The sequence below is a fragment of the Phytopseudomonas daroniae genome (assembly GCF_004327275.1).
Taxonomy (GTDB): domain Bacteria; phylum Pseudomonadota; class Gammaproteobacteria; order Pseudomonadales; family Pseudomonadaceae; genus Aquipseudomonas; species Aquipseudomonas daroniae.
Map to the genome: position 1 here is coordinate 934,668 of NZ_QJUJ01000001.1, position 20,598 is coordinate 955,265.

Here is a 20,598-nt window from a genome sequence, read left to right on the forward strand (position 1 = left end):
ATGCAGCTGGTCGACCCGATCAAGCGTGGCAAGGAGCGCCCGGAGAACCTCGCCGAGCGCATCTACCAACAGCTCAAGGACGACATCTTCGAGTTTCGTCTGCTGCCGGGCGACCGTTTCAGCGAGGGCGAAGTGGCCGAGCGCATGGCCGCCAGCCGCACGCCGGTGCGCCAGGCGCTGTATCGCCTGGAGCGCGAGGGGTACCTGGAGGTGTATTTCCGCAGCGGCTGGCAGGTCAAGCCATTCGACTTCCACCATTTCGAGGAGCTTTACGACGTGCGCATCGTCCTCGAACTGGCGGCGGTCAAGCGCCTTTGTGATCGCAGCGCCGGCGAGACCCCCGAACCGCTGGAGGAGCTGCAGCGCATCTGGATGGTGCAGCCCGAGCAGCGCCTGGACGACGGCCGCGAGGTTTCGCGGCTGGACGAACGCTTCCACTGCCAGTTGGTGGAAGCCACCGGCAACCGCGAGATGGCCCGCCTGCACGGCGAAGTCAGCGAGAAGATCCGCATCATCCGCCGCCTCGACTTCACCAAGACGCCGCGGGTGGAAGCCACCTACGAAGAGCACGCACGCATTCTCGGCGCGATCCTGTCGCGCCGTTGCGAAGAAGCACAGCTGTTGCTGAAGACCCATATCGAGGTCAGCAAGGCGGAAGTGCGCAAGATCACCCTGCACATGCTGCACAGCGCCCGCCAGCGGGCCGTGCAGGCACAGGGCTGATCCGATGTCCCTTGACCAACTGCCCAACAAAAAACGCTGTCACTTAACCCGTTAGTGAATGGAGATCGCCCTATGCAACGTCGCAGCCTGATCAAGGCCTTCACCCTCTCCGCATCCATCGCCGCCATGGGCCTGAGCTGGAGCATCCAGGCAGCCGAGACCATCAAGGTCGGCATCCTGCACTCGCTGTCCGGCACCATGGCCATTTCAGAAACATCGCTCAAAGACATGGCGCTGATGACCATCGACGAGATCAACGCCAAGGGCGGGGTGCTCGGCAAGCAGCTCGAGCCGGTGGTGGTCGACCCGGCCTCCAACTGGCCGCTGTTCGCCGAGCGTGGCCGCCAGTTACTGACCCAGGACAAGGTCGCGGTGACCTTCGGCTGCTGGACCTCGGTATCGCGTAAATCGGTACTGCCGGTCTACGAGGAACTCAACGGCCTGCTGTTCTACCCGGTGCAGTACGAGGGCGAGGAAATGTCGCCGAACGTGTTCTACACCGGCGCCGCGCCGAACCAGCAGGCGATCCCGGCGGTGGAATACCTGCTCAGCGAAGACGGCGGCGCCGCCAAGCGTTTCTTCCTGCTCGGCACCGACTACGTCTACCCGCGCACCACCAACAAGATCCTGCGCGCCTTCCTGCACAGCAAGGGCGTACAGGACAAGGACATCGAAGAGGTCTACACGCCGTTCGGCCACAGCGATTACCAGACCATCGTCGCCAACATCAAGAAGTTCTCCGCCGGCGGCAAGACCGCGGTGGTTTCCACCGTCAACGGCGACTCCAACGTGCCGTTCTACAAGGAACTGGCCAACCAGGGCATCGAAGCCACCGACGTCCCGGTGGTGGCCTTCTCGGTGGGCGAAGAAGAACTGCGCGGCATCGACACCAAGCCGCTGGTCGGCCACCTGGCCGCGTGGAACTATTTCCAGTCGGTGGAGAATCCGGTCAACGAGCAGTTCGTTGCCAACTGGAAAGCCTACGCCAAGGCCAAGAAGCTGCCGAACGCCGACACCGTGGTCACCAACGACCCGATGGAAGCCACCTACGTGGGCCTGCACATGTGGGCCCAGGCAGTCGAGAAAGCCGGCACCACCGACGTCGACAAAGTGCGTGAAGCCATGGCCGGTCAGGAGTTCGCCGCACCGAGCGGCTTCACCCTGAAGATGGACGAGAAGAACCACCACCTGCACAAGCCGGTGATGATCGGCGAAGTCCAGGACGACGGTCAGTTCTCGGTGGTCTGGGAAACCGACGGCCCGGTTCGCGCCCAGCCGTGGAGCCCGTACATCGAAGGCAACGACAAGAAAGGCGACACCCCGGTGAAGTCGAACTGATCCACAGCGCTACCTATCGGTAGGAGCCCGCTTGCGGGCGATCGATCTTCAGAGCAACTCGCTATTCAAGACTGATCGCCGGCAAGCCAGCTCCTACAGTTCCCCGGTTCTGCCAGGCAACCTAGGACATCCCCATGCACAACACCTTTGTCCGACTCTTTCTCAGCCTGCTGCTCCTGCTGCCGTTCGCCGCTCAGGCCGGCGACGCCAACGACTTCGTTGCCGCCAGCCCGGCGCAGCAAGCCAAACTGCTGGAAAGCTGGGCCGCCGCACCCGACCCGGCGCGTCAGCCACTGATCGACGCCCTGCAGCAGGGCCGCGTGGCCGCGGATAGCGACAAGACCGCCTTTATCGAAACCGAGGACGGTTACCAAGCCGCCGAAGGCGAAGCAACGCCAACCGACACTCCGCGCAAATTGCGCCTGAACAATCGCCTGCGTGGCCTGGTCGCCAACGCCCAGGCCAGCCACCAGTTGCTTGCCGAAGAGCCGGCGCTGCGCCTGAGCGCCGCGCGGCAACTGCAGAGGAGCGCCCAGCCAGCGCAACTGCCGCTGCTGTCCCAGGTGCTCGCCGCCGAAGAGGAAAGCAGCGTACGCGACGCCCTGACCCTGGCCCTGGCCAACCTGCAACTGGTCGACCCCAACCCCGCGGTACGCCTGGCTGCCGTGCGCCTGCTCGGTGAAACCGGCGAGCCACTGGCGCGTACCCGCCTGGAGAACCTGCTGGAGCCCGGCGTGGAGAGTGACGCTGGGGTGCGCACAGCTGCGGAAACCAGCCTGGCCCAGGTCAAGCGCAAGCTGCTGATCGGCGAGCTGCTCGGCCAGGCTTTCAGTGGCATGAGCCTGGGCTCGATCCTGCTGCTCGCCGCCCTTGGCCTGGCCATCACCTTCGGCCTGCTCGGGGTGATCAACATGGCCCACGGCGAGATGCTGATGCTCGGCGCCTACTCCACCTACATGGTGCAGATCCTCTTCCAGCGCTTCGCCCCCGAGGCACTGGCGCTGTACCCGCTGGTGGCACTGCCGGTGGCCTTTGGCGTTACCGCCGTTATCGGCATGGCGCTGGAGCGCACGGTGATTCGTCACCTCTACGGCCGCCCGCTGGAAACCCTGCTCGCCACCTGGGGCATCAGCCTGATCCTGATCCAGCTGGTGCGCGTGCTGTTCGGCGCGCAGAACGTCGAAGTGGCCAATCCCTACTGGCTGTCCGGCGGTATCCAGGTGTTGCCCAACCTGGTGCTGCCATACAACCGCATCGTCATCATCGGCTTCGCCCTGTTCGTCGTCGTGCTCACCTGGCTGCTGCTGAACAAGACCCGCCTCGGGCTGAACGTCAGGGCGGTGACGCAGAACCGCAACATGGCCGCCTGCTGCGGCGTACCCACCGGCCGCGTCGACATGCTCGCCTTCGGCCTCGGCTCGGGTATCGCCGGCCTTGGCGGCGTGGCCCTCAGCCAGATCGGCAACGTCGGCCCGGATCTCGGCCAGAGCTACATCATCGATTCGTTCCTGGTGGTGGTGCTCGGCGGCGTCGGCCAACTGGCCGGTAGCGTCATGGCGGCCTTCGGCCTGGGCATCGCCAACAAGATCCTGGAGCCGCAGATCGGCGCCGTGCTCGGCAAGATCCTCATCCTCGCGCTGATCATTCTGTTCATCCAGAAGCGTCCGCAAGGCTTGTTCGCCCTGAAAGGGAGGGTGATCGATTGAACCGGATCATCGACCGCAACACCGTGGGAGCTGGCCACGTCAGCGACTGCATCGCCGCCATCGTTCGCGCGCATGGCGCGCTCCCACAGGCCTGCATAGCGGCCTCAACTGGACGGGTGATCGACTGATGAACGCCGCCAACCAAACCCTGCTGGCCCGCGCCAGCGCCAAGCTCGGCCCGCAGGTCTGCATCGTCATCGGCCTGCTGGTGCTCGCCGTGCTGATCGCCATGCCGCTGCTGCACCTGCTGCCCGGCGACCACGCCCTGCACGTTTCGGCTTACACGCTGACCCTGGTCGGCAAGATCCTCTGCTACTGCATCGTCGCCCTGGCGCTCGATCTGGTCTGGGGTTACGCCGGTCTGCTGTCCCTCGGCCACGGGCTGTTCTTCGCCCTCGGCGGCTATGCCATGGGCATGTACCTGATGCGCGAAGCCGCCGGCGACGGCCTGCCAGCGTTCATGAGCTTCCTCGCCTGGACGGAGCTGCCCTGGTACTGGTACGGCACCGACAATTTCCTCTGGGCCATGTGCCTGGTGGTGCTGGCGCCAGGGCTACTGGCATTGGTGTTCGGCTTCTTCGCCTTCCGCTCGCGGATCAAGGGCGTGTATTTCTCGATCATGACCCAGGCGCTGACCTTCGCCGGCATGCTGCTGTTCTTCCGCAACGAGACCGGCTTCGGCGGCAACAACGGCTTCACCAACTTCCGCAGCATCCTCGGTTTCGAGATCACCGCGGCGAGCACCCGCGCCACCCTGTTCCTGGCCACCGTGGTGCTGTTGGTAGGCAGCCTGTACCTGGGTTGGCGCCTGGCGCGCAGCAAGTTCGGCCGGGTGCTGACCGCCCTGCGCGACGCCGAGAACCGACTGATGTTCTGCGGCTACGATCCGCGCGGCTACAAGCTGTTCATCTGGGTGCTTTCGGCAGTGCTCTGCGGCCTGGCCGGTGCGCTGTACGTGCCTCAGGTCGGCATCATCAACCCCAGCGAGATGGCGCCGACCCAATCCATCGAGGCCGCCGTGTGGGTGGCGCTCGGTGGGCGCGGCACGCTGATCGGCCCGCTGCTCGGTGCCGGTCTGGTCAACGGCATGAAGAGCTGGTTCACCGTGGCCTTCCCCGAGTATTGGCTGTTCGCCCTCGGCGCGCTGTTCATCGTGGTCACCCTGTTCCTGCCCAAGGGCGTAATCGGCCTCATCAAGCGAGGGGATAAATCATGAGAATCGCCCCCATCCCGGAAGCGATGATCGATCCAGCCGGCAGCAGCCGCGATGCCATCGGCCTGGGCCAGAGTGCGGGCAGTGGCCTGAACGTTCGCCATGGCACCATCCTGACCCTGGAGGACATCAACGTCGCCTTCGACGGGTTCAAGGCGCTGACCGACCTGACGCTGTACATCGGCGTCGGCGAACTGCGCTGCATCATCGGCCCCAACGGCGCCGGCAAGACCACCCTGATGGACGTGATCACCGGCAAGACCCGGCCGAACAGTGGCGTCGCCTACTTCGGCGAAACCTTCGACCTGACCCAGATGAGCGAAGTCGAGATCGCCCAGGCAGGCATCGGTCGCAAGTTCCAGAAGCCAACGGTATTCGAGGCACTGAGCGTGTTCGAAAACCTGGAGCTGGCGCAGAAGACCAACAAGTCCGTGTGGGCCAGCCTGCGCGCCAGACTCAGCGGCGAGCAGCGCGACCGCATCGACGAGGTACTCGCCACCATCCGTCTCGACGCTTCACGCCAGCGCCCGGCAGGCCTGCTGTCCCACGGCCAGAAGCAGTTCCTCGAGATCGGCATGCTGCTGATGCAGGATCCGCAGTTGCTGCTGCTCGACGAGCCGGTCGCCGGGATGACCGACGCGGAAACCGAATTCACCGCCGAGCTGTTCAAGTCCCTGGCGCGCAAGCACTCGCTGATGGTGGTCGAGCACGATATGGGCTTCGTCGGCACCATCGCCGACCACGTCACCGTGCTGCACCAGGGCCGGGTATTGGCCGAAGGCTCGCTGGACAGCGTGCAGGCCAACGAACGGGTGATCGAGGTTTACCTAGGCCGGTAAGGGATTCGTAGGGTGGATGACGCTTTTTTCATCCACCAATGGCATCGCACGGTGGATCGATAGAGCGTGAGCTACGCGCCCCGATCCACCCTACGCAAAGGACATCGACATGCTCCAAGTCCAACAGCTACACCAGTACTACGGCGGCAGCCATATCCTGCGCGGCCTGTCGTTCGAGGCCAGGGTGGGTGAAGTCACCTGCCTGCTCGGGCGCAACGGCGTAGGCAAGACCACCCTGCTCAAATGCCTGATGGGCCTGCTTCCATCCAAGGAAGGCCAAGTCAGTTGGGAAGGCAAACCGATCACCGGCTTCAAGCCGCACCAGCGGGTACACGCCGGCATCGCCTACGTGCCCCAGGGCCGCGAGATCTTCGGCCGCCTTACGGTGGAGGAAAATCTGCTGATGGGCCTGTCGCGCTTCCCCGCCAGCCAGGCCAAGGAAGTGCCGGCCTTCATCTACGAGCTGTTCCCGGTGCTGCTGGAGATGAAACACCGCCGCGGTGGCGACCTCTCCGGCGGCCAGCAGCAACAGCTGGCCATCGGCCGCGCCCTGGCCAGCCAGCCACGCCTGCTGATCCTCGACGAACCCACCGAAGGCATCCAGCCTTCGGTGATCAAGGAAATCGGCGTGGTGATCAAGAAGCTCGCCGCCCGTGGCGATATGGCCATCCTGCTGGTCGAGCAATTCTACGACTTCGCCGCCGAGCTGGCCGACCAGTACCTGGTGATGAGCCGCGGCGAGATCGTCCAGCAGGGCCGTGGCGAGACCATGGAGGCGGATGGCGTGCGCGGGTTGGTGGCGATCTAAGCCCCGCCATCATGTCGGCGTAAAGGCGAAAGAAGCCGGTCGGTGACCCGCGTTGAACCATGGATCACGGCCTTCGGCCCCGGATTACGCCTGCGGCTAATCCAGGCTACGTTCTACGGTCTTAAAGGCGCAAACGGCCGTTCGTAGGGTGGACGACGCTTCACCTACGCGGCCCGACCCGTCCACCGCTCTGCAATCGCGATGGTGGATGAAAAGAGCGTCATCCACCCTACGTCTGCTTGCGCCTTACAGCAGCCCTTCAATCGGTGAAATCCGGCTCCAGCCGGGCGATCTGGCGCTTGATGCTTTGCAGATGCAGATGGGCGCTCTCGGCATTGCCTTCGAGCATGATCCGACAGGCCTTGCGCGCCTGTTCATGGGGCACGGCTTTCAGGGGCCGGCCGCTGGCCATGGCCTTGAGCTGCACCTCGGCGGCACGCTCCAGGTAGTAGAGATCGTCCCAGGCTTCGGCGATGGAGGCACCCAGCACCAGCGGGCCGTGATTCTTCAGCATCAGCACATCCGCCTCGCCCACCGCGCCGGCAATACGCTCGCCCTCGGCATTGTTCAGTGCCAGGCCGTTGTAATGCTCGTCCACCCGCATGCGGTCATAGAATTTCAGAGCCGTCTGCCCCGCCCAGATAAACGGGTCGCCTTCGAGCATGCACAGCGCCGTGGCGTTGGGCATATGGGTGTGGAACGCCGCCTTGGCCCGCGGGTGCAGGCGATGCAGCTGCGCGTGGATGAAGAACGCCGTGGCTTCCGGTGTGCCCTCCCCAGCCACCACACGGCCGTGGAAATCGCAGATCAGCAGCGACGAGGCGGTCACCTCGGCGAAGGCCAGCCCATAGGGATTGACCAGGAACAGGTCGTCATGGCCGGGCACCACGAAGGAAAAGTGATTGCAGATCCCCTCGCCCATACCGAGCCGCGCGGCCATACGAAAACAGGCCGCCAGGTCGATACGCGCCTGACGGATCGACGGGCTGTCCAGGCTGTCGGCGAGACGCCGGTCAAGTGGCGTGGCGTTGACCTCGAATGCATGTGCCATGGTGGGATCTCCAAGTACGTAGATCACATCACCCTAGCAAGTTGCCCCAACGGCGCCAGGGACAGTTACCGGCGGTCGACGGGCCAGATGCTGACTCAGCGACTCCAGGCATCTGGCACTACGGAAGCACATCGCTTTATTCCTATGGTGAGTGACCTGTCATACCACGCCGACCGCACGGCCGGCCCCACTTCGCACTCACGAGGTCGCCATGAGCAGCCCAACGCAGATCAGCAACGACTATGTCCACGCCCTGGATCGCCAGTACGTTTTCCACTCCTGGTCGACCCAGGGCGCGCTCAACCCGCTGGTGATCGCCGGTGGCGCCGGGTGCACCTTGTGGGACTACGATGGGCGCGAGTACCTGGACTTCAGCAGCCAGTTGGTCAACACCAATATCGGCCACCAGCATCCCCGGGTGATTGCCGCGATCAAGGCCCAGGCCGAGCAGTTGGTGACCATCGCCCCGGCTACCGCCAACCTGATGCGCGGCGAGGCGGCCAAGCGCATCCTTTCCCACGCACCGGCCAACTTCAGCAAGGTGTTCTTCACCAACGCCGGTGCCGACGCCAACGAAAACGCCATGCGCATGGCGCGTACCTACAGCGGTCGCGACAAGATCCTCTCGGCCTATCGCTCCTACCACGGCAGCACCGGCTCGGCGATCGTCGCCACCGGCGATCCGCGCCGGGTGCCCAACGAATTCGCCCGCGGCCATGTGCATTTCTTCAATCCGTACCTGTTTCGCAGCGAATTCAATGCAACCAGCGAGGAAGAGGAATGTGCCCGCGCGCTGCAGCACCTGCGCCGAGTCATCGAATGTGAAGGCCCGGCCTCGATCGCCGCGATTCTGCTGGAAACCATTCCCGGTACTGCCGGCATTCTGGTGCCGCCGAAAGGCTACATGCAGGGCGTACGCGCCCTGGCCGACGAGTTCGGCATTCTGGTGATTCTCGATGAAGTGATGGCCGGTTTCGGCCGCACCGGCAGCTGGCTGGCACTGGACAACTTCGAGGTGGTGCCGGATCTGATCACCTTCGCCAAGGGCGTCAATTCCGGCTATGTACCGGCTGGCGGGGTGATGATCTCCCAGCCCATCGCCGAGTACTTCGACAGCCACTTCTTCCCCGGCGGCCTGACCTACTCCGGTCACCCCCTGGCCATGGCGGCGATCGTCGCCACCCTCGACACCATGGCCGAGGAAGGCATGGTCGACAACGCCCGGCAGATAGGCCAGGAACTGCTCGGCCCGGGCCTCAAGGCACTTGCCGGCAAATACCCGCTGATCGGCGAGGCACGCGGCATCGGCCTGTTCCAGGCGCTGGAATTCGTCGCCGACCCGGTGAAGAAAACGCCACTGGCGGCGCCAATCATGGCGCAGATGAAGGCCGCGCTGCTGGATCACGGGCTGCTGGCCTTCGTGGTGGAAAACCGCATCCACGTGGTGCCGCCGTGCATGGTCAACGCGGCCCAGGTGCAGCAGGCCCTGGCGATCTTCGACGAAGTGATCGGCGAGTTCAGCGCCAAGTACCTGTAACAGACGAAAACCGGATGGGCCGGACTGCGCAGCTTAGGCGCCGAGCACAGATCCCGTAGGGTGGGTTAGCGGCGCAGGGCTCTGTAAGCCCTGGCAACACGGTGATGGAGCGCCGCGTAACCCACCGAGCGATATCCGTGGCGGTGCAGATCGTGGGTTATCACAGATTGCAGCGGCATCACTGCCCCTGCAGCACCTCATTGAGGATACGGATGCCCGGCTCGATCAGCGGCACGTCGATGGCGTGAAAGCCCATTCGGAAATAGCGCTGCGGAGGCTCTTCGTTGAAGAAGAACTGCGCGCCCGGCTCGATCAGCACACTCTGCTGAGCGGCTGCCCAGGCCAGCCTCTGGCTGTCGACGCCTGCTGGCGCGCTAAGCCAGAAGGCGCCTGCACCAGCGCTGCTGACATGCCGACAGCCATCCAGAACGCTATCCAGCGCGCCATGCAGCGCCTCGCGACGGCGCCCGTACTCCTCGCGAAAACGCCGCAGGTGCGCATCGTAATGCCCCTGGGCAAGAAACTGGGCGAGCATGCGCTGATTGTTCAGCGGCGGATGGCGATACATCAGCCGGCGCAAGGCACGCAATTCCTCCACCAGCTCGGCATCGGCGACCAGATAGCCCAGCCGCAACCCCGGTGAAAACGCCTTGGACAGGCTACTCATGTACACCACCCGACCGCTGCTGTCGCTGGCCTTGAGAGCCGGCTGCGCGTGGCTGTCGAAATTCAGCTCGGCGTCGTAGTCATCCTCGATGACGATCTGATCGTGCTGGCGGATTTGCTGCAGCAACTGGCTGCGCCGCGCTGCGCTCATGCTCACGCCAGTGGGCACTTGGTGGCCAGGTGTGACATAGAGATATTCGCAGTCGTTGAGGCGCTCGTCGACGCGCATGCCCTGCTCGTCGACATCCTGTAAATGGATGTCCGCACCCTGCAGGTCGAAAACGTTCCAGGCATCGCCGAATCCCGGATTTTCCAGCGCCACGCGGGTGCCCTTGCTCATCAGCAGGGTCGCCAGCAGGTAGAGAGCGTTCTGCGAACCGAGGGTGATGAGGATTTCATCGGCGCCAGCCCAGATGCCGCGCTTGGGCAGCACCCGGGTACGCAGTTGCTCGATCAGCATGGCGTCGTCCTGGTCGTGGCTGTCACGCAGCCACTCCGGGTTGCGCTCGTTGCGCATGCTGCTACGCGACACCTCGCGCCAGCGCTCCAGGGGAAACAGGTCGGCAATCGGCTGGCCGTAAATGAAGGGGTAGGTGAAACGCCGCCAGTTGCTAGGGCGCAGCACGCCATGCCTCAAACTCGGCTGCATCTTGAAGCGACCGCTCCATCCTGGTGCGCCGACGGCGTGCGGATTGGCATCGCTATGGGCCGGCGCCAGACGTGCCAGGGCGACTTCGCGCTGGCTGCCGCAGTAGTCAGGGTGCAGGTAATAGCCGCTGCGCGGTCGGCTGACCAGATAGCCGTTGTCGAGCAGGCTTTCGTAGACCAGCGCCACGGTGTTGCGGGAAATCGACAGTTGCTGGGACAGACGTCGGCAGGACGGCAAGGCCTCGTCCTGGGGGAAGCCGCCCGCGAGGATGGCGGACACCAGTGACTCACGCAGCTGCTCCTGCAATCCGCGCTGCTGGTCGAAATCCAGATGGAAGAAGTGGTCGATCATGGTCACTGCCGCTCCATGCGATGTGCTCACCACGAAGCAATTAGTGAGCCATGGCCCCCGTTCCAGGCTGGCCAGGCGAATGCGCCAAACTGCACCTATTGCCCGAGGCATTGCGCTCTCTATGGTGAAAAACAGCCACCTGGCACGCCCATCGCAAGCCAATCGATATGTCGACCTCTGGAGCGCTCACCATGACCCACACCGGCAACCCAACCCCAACGAACGGATTCGCCCAATTGCGCAAACTGGCGCTCGCAGGTCTGGCAGGTTGCCTGCTGGCCAATAGCATGATCGTCCACGCCGATATCGCCGACGTGGAAAAGCGCGGCTACCTGAGCGTGGCCACCGAGGACGACTACGCGCCGTTCAATTACATCGTCGACGGCAAGCCCGAGGGTTTCCACAAGGAGCTGCTGGAAGACCTCAAGGCCTACGCCAAGGAAAAAGGCTTCGACGTACGCCAGGAAATCCTGCCCTGGACAGGTCTGCTCGCCTCGGTATCTTCCGGTCAGTACGACATGGCCTTCACCGGCGCGCTGGTCACCGATGACCGCCTGCGCGTATTCAACTTCGCCCCGCCATTCGCTTCGGCCCAACACTTCTACGTCAAGCGTGCCGGGGACGACCGCCTGGGCGACATCGCCAGCCTGTGTGGCAAGACCGCCGGTCTGCAGGCCGGCAGCGCCCTGCTCGCACGCCTGCCGGAGCTGAAGAAAATGATGGCCGATGCCGACTGCAAGATCGGCGAAGTGGTCGAGTACCAGTCCTATCCGGAAGCCTATGCGGATCTCGCCAACGGCCGCCTGGACTACGTGATCAACGCGCTGATCTCGGTCAACGACCTGGTCAAGACCCGCGGCGATACCTTCGCCAAGGGCATCGCGGTATCCGGCGACGGTTTCGCCGCCTGGCCGGTGCCGAAGAAGAGCCCCGAACTGTTGAAGCTGGTCACCGGCTTCATGGATCAGATCCGCGACAGCGGCCGTCTGGCCGAGCTGCAGACCAAGTGGTTCGGCGAGTCCTTCCCGGCCATGCCCAAGGAACCGATTACCGATGTCGAGCAGTTCCACACCCTGGCCGGCATGAAGTAATCCCGGCGCGTCACGGCAGACAACGAGCAGGCGCGGGGATTGCCAACCCCGCCTGACTCGCTCGCCTCATTTATCTCGCCCCAAAGGAGCCGCCATGAACGGACAAGCCTGGCTATTGCTGCTAGAGGGCGCCTGGACGACCCTGTGGATATCCGGCATCGCCATTGCCATCGGCGTGCTCACCGGGCTCGGCATCGCCTTGCTGCGCATGGCACGCACCCCCTTCCTGGAACAGCTGCTGATCCTCTACACCAGCCTGGCCCGCGCCACACCGCTGGTGACCCTGGTGCTGTTCATCTTCCTTTCCGCACCGATGTTCGGCGTCAACCTCGATCGCAACACCGCAGCCATCCTCGCCCTGACGCTCAATACCACCGCCTTCAACGCGGAGATCTGGCGCTCGGCATTCATCAGTTTCTCCCGCGACCAGAAGGAAGCGGCACTGGCCTGCGGCATGACCCAGGGCGTGTTCTTCCGCCGCATCATGCTGCCGCAGATGCTCACCAGCAGCCTGCCCGGCCTGGTCAACGAAATGTCCTTCCTGATCAAGGGCAGCCCGGCCATCGCCATCATCGGCATCGTCGACCTGACGCGGGTGACCAACCGCATCGCCGCCGTCACCTACGACCCACTGCCGCCGATTCTCGCTGCCGCGCTGCTGTACATGCTGATCATCGGCGTACTGCTCAAGCTGCAAGCGATTGCCGAGAAGAAAGCCAACCGGCTGGCCATGTAAGGAAATTTCAGCATGACCGAATGGAGCATTATCTGGGACGCCCGCGAAGCCTTCTTCAACGGCTTCCTCAACACCCTGGCGCTATTCGCCCTATCCATCGTCTTCGCCTTCGTGCTTGGCTGCGCGATGCTCTACAGCCTGGAAGAACGTACACCGCTGTCGATCCTGGTGCGCTGGCTGGTCAACGGCATGCGCATGCTGCCGTTCCTGATCCTGGCGTACCTGCTGTACTACGGCCTGCCGCGCCTGGGTTTGCGCCTGGACGCCTGGACGGCCGGCCTGATCGCGCTGATCGTCTACCATGGCGCCTACTTCGCCGAGATTCTGCGCGGTAGCCGCCTGGTACTGCCGGCGGGCTATGTCGAGGCGGCCAAGGCCCATGGCTTCACGCCGTTCAAGCTGTTCATGCGCATCATCCTGCCGCAACTGGTGATCAAGACCCGGCCGCTGCTGGGCAACCAGTTGATCATCGCCCTCAAGGACACCGCCTTTCTGACCATCATCACCGTGCAGGAGCTGACCGCCGCCGCCAACTCGGTGCAGGCCACCTATTTCATTCCCACCGAAGCCTTCGTGGTGGTGATCGTTCTGTACTGGCTCATCAGCATCTGCCTGGAACTGGCGCTCAAATGGGCCGCACGCTTCGGCGCGAAACGAGGATTCGAACATGGCTGACATCCCGGCGGTACGCATTCACAACCTGTCCAAGAGCTTCTCCGACATCGAGGTACTGCGCGATATCGAACTGACCGTGAACAAGGGCGAGGTGGTCAGCGTGCTGGGCTCCTCCGGCTCGGGCAAGTCGACCATGCTGCGCTGCATCAACTGGCTGGAGGAGCCGGATCGCGGCAGCATCTACATCGCCGGCCAACGCATCGGGGTCAACGAAGAGGCCGGGCGCAGGATGACCAACCGAGAACTGGCGGCGATCCGCGCCAAGACCGGCATGGTGTTCCAGGGCTTCAACCTGTGGCCACATCTCAGCGTGCTGCAGAACGTCATGGAGGCGCCGGTACAGGTCAAGGGCATGGCCAAGGAACAGGCCCGTACCATTGCCATCGAATTACTGGAAAAAGTCGGCATGGGCGACAAGCGGGACAGTTATCCTTATACCCTCTCCGGCGGCCAGAAGCAGCGTGTGGCGATTGCCCGCGTACTGGCCATGAGTCCGGAGGTGATCCTGTTCGACGAGCCTACCTCGGCACTCGATCCGGAGCGCGTCGGCGAAGTGCTGACGGTGATGAAGAACCTCTCCGCCGAGGGCTACACCATGATCGTGGTCACCCACGAAATGGAGTTCGCCCGAGCGGTATCGGATCAGGTGGTGTTCCTGGAAAAAGGTAAGATCATCGAAAAATCCGCCCCGGAGAAATTCTTCAGCAACCCGGAGACCGAGCGGGTACGCAAGTTCCTCGAGCTCGAAGCCTGACGAACCAGGTCAGCTGCCTGACGCAGCGGCCGTTACTGACATTCTGAAAAGAGGCAGAACATGACCAAGGTAGTTTTCATCACCGGTGCAACCTCCGGTTTCGGCCGCGCCACCGCCCGCCGTTTCGCCGAAGCAGGCTGGGCACTGGTACTCAGCGGCCGGCGCCTGGAGCGCCTGGAGGCGCTCAAGTCCGAGCTCGAAGGCAAGGTGCCGGTGCACATCGCCACCCTCGACGTGCGTGATTCCAGCGCCGTCCAGGCCCTGGTCGACAGCCTGCCTGCACCATTCGACAAGATTCACGCGCTGATCAACAACGCCGGCCTGGCCCTGGCCCCGGAACCGGCGCAGAAAGTGGCGCTGGAAGACTGGCACACCATGATCGACACCAACATCACTGGCCTGGTCAACGTCACCCATGCCGTGCTGCCCAAACTGCTGGAAACCGGCAAGGGCGCCAGCATCGTCAACATCGGCTCGGTGGCCGGTGAATGGCCGTACCCGGGCGGCCACGTGTATGGCGCCAGCAAGGCGTTCGTCAAACAGTTCAGCTTCAACCTGCGCTGCGACCTGGTGTCCACCGGCGTGCGCGTCACCGACATCGCCCCAGGCATGGCGGAAACCGAGTTCACCCTGGTGCGCACCAAGGGCAACCAGGCCGCTTCCGACGCGCTGTACGGCAGCACCACGCCGCTGACCGCCGAGGATATCGCCGAGCAGATTTTCTACGTCGCCACTCTGCCCGACCATATCAACATCAACCGCCTGGAAATCATGCCCAGCCGCCAGGCCTGGTCGGCCTTCGCCGTCGACCGCGACAAGTGATGGTTAGGGCCTGTTGACGTTTCAGCGCAAGCCGAGTTGCCGAAACGTCAACAGCTCCTAGGCCGGGCGCACCCTGCGCCCGGCCTCTCGCGGTCATGGCTTGAGCAGGCTGGCGCATAACGACACTGCCGACAAAACCACCAGCAACACGCCAACCGCGCGGTGCAAGGCGAACGGCTGCCAGCGCGGCTGCAGCCACTGCCCCAGCAGGTTGCCGACCAGCGCCGGTAGCAACAGGGTCGCGGCCAGGTGCAGATGAGCCGTGCCGACCAGGCCAAACGCCCACATGCCAAGCAATGCCGTGGCACTGCTGGCGGCGAAGAACAGGATCGCCGTGGCGCGCAAGGCCAGCGGTGCAAGCCCGCACCTCAGCAGATAGAGCATCAGCGGCGGCCCGCCGGCAGATGCCAGGGTAGTCGCCAGGCCAGAGCCCAGGCCCGCCCAGAACGCCGGGCGCAAAGCCGGCATGCGCGCAGCCAACCGTGCCTGCGGCTGGCGCAGCACCAGCACACCGCCGATCAGGCACAGCAAGGCAATCACCGGCGCCAGCCAGGCCGCCGGCACCCAGGACAACGCCAGCACGCCGATGGGCACCGCCAGCCACATGCCGGCTATCAGGCGCGCCGCCAGCGGCCGCTGCACATCGCGCAGCGCACGCGGCCACAGACTGGCACTGCACAGCAGGTCGAGCAGCAGCACCACGGGAAGCACCTCGGCCGGAGGCTTGGTGATGAGCAGGCCCAGGGCCAGGATCATGGCGAAACCGAAACCGCTATAGCCGCGAACCAGGCCGGCGAACGCGGCCAGAAGCATGAACATGGCGGCCTCTCCAGGAAAACTGCCGCCACTCTATCCAGCACCTTTCAATCACGGCAGGGCCAGATGCCGCAAGCATCCGGGCCACGGCGAATCAGCCGTGGCGGCTCATCCGCGCCAGGCGCTGGGACAGTTCCTCGATAGTGCGCCCCAGCTCACGCAGAACCCCGGAGTCGCGCGCGCCTTCCTCGCTGGCGCCATGAATGCGTACCGCCAGTTCGCTGATCTCGTGGGTCACGTGGCTCTGTTGCTGAGCGGCCACCGCGATCTGTTGGGCGCGCTGGACGATATCCTCGAAACCGCTCACCGTCCCCTCCAGGGTGACCGCAACGCCGTTGGCCTGCTCGACCGCCTCCTGGGTTCGCCTGACACCGGCCTGCATGGTCGCGACCGCCTGTACGGAGGCATCGCGCAACTGGCCGATCATCACCTGGATCTCGTTGGCCGAGGCCTGGGTTCGCCCGGCCAGCGTGCGCACCTCGTCCGCCACCACGGCGAAGCCACGACCCTGTTCTCCGGCACGAGCCGCCTCGATGGCGGCATTCAGCGCGAGCAGGTTGGTCTGCTGGGAAATCGAGGTGATCACGGCGAGCACACTACCGACGCGCTCGATATCCGAGCCCAGCCGGCTGATGGCCGACTCGGCCTGGCCGATCTCCTGGGCCAGTGTCTGGATCGACTCGCTGTTGCCGCGCACGTTGCCCTGGCCCTGGCGCGCCGATGCCAGCGAGCGATCCGCGGTGTCCGAACAATCGGTGGTATTACCCGCCACTTCCTGCGCGCTGGCCGACATCTCGGTAATCGCAGTGGCCAGCAGGGCATTGTCCTCACGCTGGGTCTCGGCACGCTCGGCGATCATCACCGACAGGTGAGCCAGCTCCGATGCCTGGCGTTCCAGTACCCGCGACTCCCCGGCGATATCGAGCAACATGGCCCGCAGGGAACCGGCATAGCGGTTCACCGCGCCGCGTAGGGCGCCAATCTCGTCGGCCCGCTGCACCTGCAACTGGGCGCTGCCACCACCCTGACCGAGCTGCTCGATCTGCCCGGTGGTTTCCTCGATCTGGGTGAGCAGGCGACGGCCCGCCAGCCAGGCCAGGCCCAGCAACAGTGCCAGCAACGGCAGCAGGAACAGCAGGATCTCGCCGGTCAGGCGCTGGGCCAGGCCGGTCACCTGACGCTCCGGCGTGACCAGGCCGAGCTGCCAGCCGGTATCGCCAAGGGCCTGGAAACTGACGTAGGCGGGCCCCTGCAACTGCCCGTCATGCTCCAGCATGGTGGTCTGCTGCCCGGAGCGAGCAGCCTGCAATGCCACCTGCAACGGCCCGATGGCCGGCTGCCGGGCGATCAGGCCCGCCAGGGTCGGCAATTCGCTGCTCGCCTCGACACCAGGGAAGAACAGCAGGTTACCCGCCTGGTCGACGACGAAGGCATAACCACCAGTGACGTTACCTTCGCGCTGCAGGAACTGCGCAAGGCCATCGAGGCGCAAATCGAGCGTCGCCACACCGGCGAACTGCCCGGCGATCCGGTACGGCACGCTGCAGGTGGTCATGGCCACGCCAGTCACGCTGTCGAGATAGCCTTCGGACCAGACGCAGCGCCCTGGAGCGGCCGAGCGGGCGTCGCTGTACCAGGATTCATCCTGATAGGCAGCGGCTTCGGCCGCGTTGTAATCATCGCTGTAATCGAGGCGGCCACCTGCGTTACGCGCCCAGAAGAAACTGCGCCGCTGCACGTCTGGCTCGAATGCCCCCGGCTCCGGCCAAAGCCCGCCCCCTGCGATGGCCTGGTCTCCCTGGCTGTCGATAACGCCAGGCAGGCTATCACGCACCAGTTGCTCGTCACGCGGCAACGCTTCGGCCAGATGCGCCAGGGCCGCAGTGGTGCCCTGTATCTCGCTCAGCTGCAAGGCGAGCTGGCGCGCCAGCGCAGCAGCCGCCTGCTCGGCGGCGGTGACCCCCACCGCCATCAATTGCGGCTTGCCGCGCAAGGTCATCACCGAATACACCGCCAGGCTGGTCAGGATCAACAGCAGCAAGACTCCCCATGTCATCCGTTTGGCCACGCTCACAGGTAGTAATGCCATGACAGGCCCTCGCTCGGTTGATGGGTAACACCTTCCAACCATCATAGCCGGGCAAGCGGCATCGCAAACGGTTTCGTACGGGCGGCGCCCGCCATAGAGCCTTCGGCGATCAGCGGTATACCTCGACCAACGCAGGCACGGGCGGATCGATCCGAACGTTGTCCCGGGATGCCCCGCCGCGTGATACTTCAGTTGCTCCAGACCACACCCGCCAACCGAGACCGTCCATGCCCACCACCATCCGCAACGCCACGCCCGCCGACCTGCCCGGCATCCTCGCCATCTACAACGATGCCGTACTCAACACCACCGCGATCTGGAACGAGCAACCGGTAGACCTGGCTAATCGCCAGGAGTGGTTCGATGCGCGCGCGCGCCAGGGCTATCCGATTCTGTTGGCGGTGAACGAACGGGAGGAGGTGCTGGGCTATGCCTCCTTCGGCGACTGGCGCCCGTTCGAGGGTTTCTGCAATACGGTCGAGCACTCCGTGTACATCCGCAGCGATCAGCGCGGCCAGGGCCTCGGCCCGCTGCTGATGCAGGCGCTGATCGAACGGGCGAGAGGCACCGGCAAACACGTGATGGTAGCCGCCATCGAAAGCGGCAACAGCGCCTCGATCCGTCTGCATGAGCGCCTGGGCTTCGCCATCACCGGGCAGATGCCCCAGGTCGGCTGCAAGTTCGGCCGCTGGCTGGATCTGACCTTCATGCAATTGCTGCTGACGCCACAGCGCAGCACACCATGACCCTGCAGATCCGCCAGCTCGAGGAAGCTGACTTCAGCGAACACCGACAAGGGCTGATCGCACTGCTGCTCGATGCCGTGGCGAACGGCGCATCGGTAGGCTTTCTCGCCGATATCGACGCGGCGGAGGCTGACCGCTACTTCGGCGAGGTTCGCCATAATCTGAGCAGCGGCGCGTTGGCGATCTGGATCGCCGAGGACGAGGGGCAGCTACTGGGTTCGGTGCAGCTCAGCCTGTGCCTGAAACCCAACGGGCTGAATCGCGGTGAAGTGCAGAAGCTGCTGGTACTGAACAGCGCCCGGCGCCGGGGCATCGCCCGCCTGCTGATGCAGCACCTCGAAGCCCATGCCGATACGCTGCAACGCGGCCTGCTGTACCTGGACACCGAAGCCGGCAGCGAAGCGGAAAACCTCTATCGCCACCTTGGCTACACCTGCATCGGCGGCTTGCCCGACTATGCCTGCGGGCCGGACGGCCAGTATCGCGCCAACGCCATCTACTACAAGACGCTGTTTCGCCCGAGCTAACCGGCGCGCTCATCAGCGCAGCTGGCTGTCCTTGCTGCCGCGGCGATTGAAACCGCCGGCCTTGGCCTGTTCCTTGTCTTCCTGCGCCTGGCAGTTCACGCACAGCCGCACACCGGGAACGGCCTTGCGTCGCGCTTCGGGAATCGGCGCATCGCACTCTTCGCAGTGGCTCAGGCTCTCGCCCTTGGGCATCTGGCTGCGCGCGCGCTGCACCGCATCCTCGATGGTACTGTCGATCTGTTCCTGCACGGCGCCGTCTTGCGCCCAACCGGTAGCCATATCGCTCTCCCAATTAGTGGTGCTGACTGGAAGATAGGAGCACTCGGGCGCGATTGGCAAGCAGTGGCCGACGGCGGACGAATCGGCTCACGTTGCGCGGCCGCTGTCCGGCGTGGCGGGTGAAGCGGGGGCTATTCCTTGACGTTCATGAACTCGTCGGCCCAGGCCACGTAGTCTTCGGGCTGGGTATATTTGTGCGCCAGCTCGGAGGCGCTGAGGTCGCTGGCGATCGCACTGCGCTGCTCGCGCAGGCAATCGTAGGTGGCCTTGATCGCGGCGAAATAGGCGGCATGCCCGTTGACCACGATGCGTACGCCCAGCTTGGCCAGACGCGCGTTGTCACGTAGTTGTGGGTTGCCGTAGGTCACCAGCATCAGCGGCACGCTGAGGTGCTCGGCGATCTTCTCAAGATGGTCGAAGTCTTCGACGCCAACCATGCAGATGCCATCGGCACCGGCCTTCTGGTAGGCGACGGTACGCTTGATCACTTCATCGACGCTGAGCACGCCGGCGTTGGTACGGGCGATGATCGCCAAGTCCGGGTCGACCCGCGCCTCGAGGGCTGCACGTACCTTGCCGACGCCTTCGGCGACACTGATCAGATCCGTCGACTTGCGGTTGAATTGTGCGGGCAGCAGGGTGTCTTCGATGGTCAGCGCGGAGATACCGGCGCGTTCCAGCTCGACCACGGTGCGCATCACGTTCAAGGCATTGCCGTAGCCATGGTCTGCATCGGCGATTACCGGCAGGTTGGAAACACGACCGATGCGGGTGGCCTGCTCGACGAATTCGCTGAGGGTGATCAGTGCGAAATCAGGTGCGGCAAGCACCTGCAGCGAGGCCACCGAGCCGCCGAGGATGCCGACCTCGAAGCCGAGGTCGCCGGCGATCCGGGCGGACATCGGGTCGAAGACCGATGCGGTGTGGTAGCAGGAATCCGAGGCCAGCAGGGCACGGAAGGCACGCCGCAGTTCATGATGGGAAGCACGTTGCATGTTCGGCATAAGGCATTGTCCAGAACGTCAGATGAATCGGGTGCTCAGCGGCCTTGTGCCGGCCACCTCGAGCGAATTCTCGTGTCTTGCAGCTACCGGCACGAACACGGGCGGGCAGTCGCTTGGGCTGCCTGCGCGCCATTCGGGAGGTTTCATGCCGCCGGCCAGCGACGGATCCTCGCACCCA

General features: G+C 64.4%; 20 protein-coding genes. 14 read left to right on the plus strand and 6 right to left on the minus strand.

What is annotated here, in order from left to right:
* The 6 genes from DNK10_RS04405 to urtE all read left to right on the plus strand — a co-directional run bounded on the left by DNK10_RS04405 (position 1) and on the right by urtE (position 6,627).
* A complete protein-coding gene (locus DNK10_RS04405) occupies positions 1 to 723 on the plus strand; it encodes a GntR family transcriptional regulator (RefSeq protein WP_131178064.1) in 723 nt (240 codons plus the stop codon).
* 72 nt (positions 724 to 795) lie between these two features.
* Positions 796 to 2,061 (plus strand): urea ABC transporter substrate-binding protein, encoded by a 1,266-nt coding sequence (gene urtA / locus DNK10_RS04410; protein ID WP_131190698.1) that lies wholly within the window; start codon positions 796 to 798, stop codon positions 2,059 to 2,061.
* Between the two features lie 134 nt (positions 2,062 to 2,195).
* Positions 2,196 to 3,767, plus strand: coding sequence for an urea ABC transporter permease subunit UrtB (gene urtB, locus DNK10_RS04415; protein ID WP_131190699.1), 1,572 nt, complete (start codon positions 2,196 to 2,198; stop codon positions 3,765 to 3,767).
* Positions 3,768 to 3,894: 127 nt separating this feature from the next.
* On the plus strand, positions 3,895 to 4,983 hold the full coding sequence (gene urtC, locus DNK10_RS04420; protein WP_131190700.1) for an urea ABC transporter permease subunit UrtC: 1,089 nt from the start codon (positions 3,895 to 3,897) through the stop codon (positions 4,981 to 4,983).
* Positions 4,980 to 5,819: an urea ABC transporter ATP-binding protein UrtD gene (urtD, locus tag DNK10_RS04425; protein ID WP_131178068.1), complete on the plus strand. Its 840-nt coding sequence runs from the start codon at positions 4,980 to 4,982 to the stop codon at positions 5,817 to 5,819. The genes urtC and urtD overlap by 4 nt, the downstream gene beginning before the upstream one ends.
* Positions 5,820 to 5,928: 109 nt before the next feature.
* A complete protein-coding gene (gene urtE, locus DNK10_RS04430) occupies positions 5,929 to 6,627 on the plus strand; it encodes an urea ABC transporter ATP-binding subunit UrtE (protein ID WP_131190701.1) in 699 nt (232 codons plus the stop codon).
* Positions 6,628 to 6,886: 259 nt separating this feature from the next.
* Here the strand turns inward: urtE and DNK10_RS04435 are convergent, their stop codons facing one another.
* The gene (locus DNK10_RS04435; protein ID WP_131190702.1) at positions 6,887 to 7,678 is read right to left on the minus strand and encodes an aldolase; all 792 of its coding nucleotides are present in this window, start codon (positions 7,676 to 7,678) and stop codon (positions 6,887 to 6,889) included.
* Between the two features lie 211 nt (positions 7,679 to 7,889).
* Between DNK10_RS04435 and DNK10_RS04440 the strand changes: the two genes are divergently transcribed.
* Entirely contained in the window at positions 7,890 to 9,215 is a 1,326-nt protein-coding gene (locus DNK10_RS04440) for an aspartate aminotransferase family protein (protein WP_131190703.1), read from the plus strand.
* A gap of 178 nt (positions 9,216 to 9,393) precedes the next feature.
* Here DNK10_RS04440 and pdxR read toward each other — a convergent pair whose 3' ends face one another.
* Positions 9,394 to 10,881 carry a MocR-like pyridoxine biosynthesis transcription factor PdxR gene (gene pdxR / locus DNK10_RS04445; protein WP_131190798.1) on the minus strand — a complete coding sequence of 496 codons (1,488 nt, stop codon included), beginning with the start codon at positions 10,879 to 10,881 and terminating at the stop codon, positions 9,394 to 9,396.
* Between the two features lie 191 nt (positions 10,882 to 11,072).
* On the opposite strand from pdxR, the gene DNK10_RS04450 reads away from it, so the two are divergent.
* From DNK10_RS04450 to DNK10_RS04470, 5 genes are all read left to right on the plus strand, one after another.
* Positions 11,073 to 11,972 carry a transporter substrate-binding domain-containing protein gene (locus DNK10_RS04450; RefSeq protein ID WP_165493605.1) on the plus strand — a complete coding sequence of 300 codons (900 nt, stop codon included), beginning with the start codon at positions 11,073 to 11,075 and terminating at the stop codon, positions 11,970 to 11,972.
* A 94-nt stretch (positions 11,973 to 12,066) separates the two neighbouring features.
* On the plus strand, positions 12,067 to 12,708 hold the full coding sequence (locus DNK10_RS04455; RefSeq protein WP_131190704.1) for an amino acid ABC transporter permease: 642 nt from the start codon (positions 12,067 to 12,069) through the stop codon (positions 12,706 to 12,708).
* A 12-nt stretch (positions 12,709 to 12,720) separates the two neighbouring features.
* Positions 12,721 to 13,383: an amino acid ABC transporter permease gene (locus DNK10_RS04460; protein WP_131178073.1), complete on the plus strand. Its 663-nt coding sequence runs from the start codon at positions 12,721 to 12,723 to the stop codon at positions 13,381 to 13,383.
* Complete coding sequence (locus tag DNK10_RS04465; RefSeq protein WP_131178074.1) at positions 13,376 to 14,137, plus strand: amino acid ABC transporter ATP-binding protein; 762 nt, start codon at positions 13,376 to 13,378, stop codon at positions 14,135 to 14,137. Before DNK10_RS04460 ends, DNK10_RS04465 begins: the two co-directional genes overlap by 8 nt.
* Before the next feature lie 60 nt (positions 14,138 to 14,197).
* On the plus strand, positions 14,198 to 14,959 hold the full coding sequence (locus tag DNK10_RS04470; protein ID WP_131178075.1) for an SDR family NAD(P)-dependent oxidoreductase: 762 nt from the start codon (positions 14,198 to 14,200) through the stop codon (positions 14,957 to 14,959).
* Positions 14,960 to 15,052: 93 nt separating this feature from the next.
* Here DNK10_RS04470 and DNK10_RS04475 read toward each other — a convergent pair whose 3' ends face one another.
* The gene (locus tag DNK10_RS04475) at positions 15,053 to 15,778 is read right to left on the minus strand and encodes a sulfite exporter TauE/SafE family protein (protein ID WP_131178076.1); all 726 of its coding nucleotides are present in this window, start codon (positions 15,776 to 15,778) and stop codon (positions 15,053 to 15,055) included.
* A 91-nt stretch (positions 15,779 to 15,869) separates the two neighbouring features.
* Positions 15,870 to 17,864: a methyl-accepting chemotaxis protein gene (locus DNK10_RS04480; protein ID WP_131178077.1), complete on the minus strand. Its 1,995-nt coding sequence runs from the start codon at positions 17,862 to 17,864 to the stop codon at positions 15,870 to 15,872.
* 227 nt (positions 17,865 to 18,091) lie between these two features.
* Between DNK10_RS04480 and DNK10_RS04485 the strand changes: the two genes are divergently transcribed.
* Positions 18,092 to 18,610, plus strand: a complete 519-nt coding sequence (locus tag DNK10_RS04485) for a GNAT family N-acetyltransferase (RefSeq protein ID WP_131178078.1) — start codon at positions 18,092 to 18,094, stop codon at positions 18,608 to 18,610.
* A complete protein-coding gene (locus DNK10_RS04490; RefSeq protein ID WP_131178079.1) occupies positions 18,607 to 19,137 on the plus strand; it encodes a GNAT family N-acetyltransferase in 531 nt (176 codons plus the stop codon). The genes DNK10_RS04485 and DNK10_RS04490 overlap by 4 nt, the downstream gene beginning before the upstream one ends.
* Positions 19,138 to 19,149: 12 nt before the next feature.
* Here the strand turns inward: DNK10_RS04490 and DNK10_RS04495 are convergent, their stop codons facing one another.
* The gene (locus DNK10_RS04495) at positions 19,150 to 19,416 is read right to left on the minus strand and encodes a DksA/TraR family C4-type zinc finger protein (protein ID WP_131178080.1); all 267 of its coding nucleotides are present in this window, start codon (positions 19,414 to 19,416) and stop codon (positions 19,150 to 19,152) included.
* 131 nt (positions 19,417 to 19,547) lie between these two features.
* Positions 19,548 to 20,411 carry an isocitrate lyase/PEP mutase family protein gene (locus DNK10_RS04500; protein ID WP_131178330.1) on the minus strand — a complete coding sequence of 288 codons (864 nt, stop codon included), beginning with the start codon at positions 20,409 to 20,411 and terminating at the stop codon, positions 19,548 to 19,550.
* Between the last annotated feature and the right edge of the window lie 187 nt (positions 20,412 to 20,598).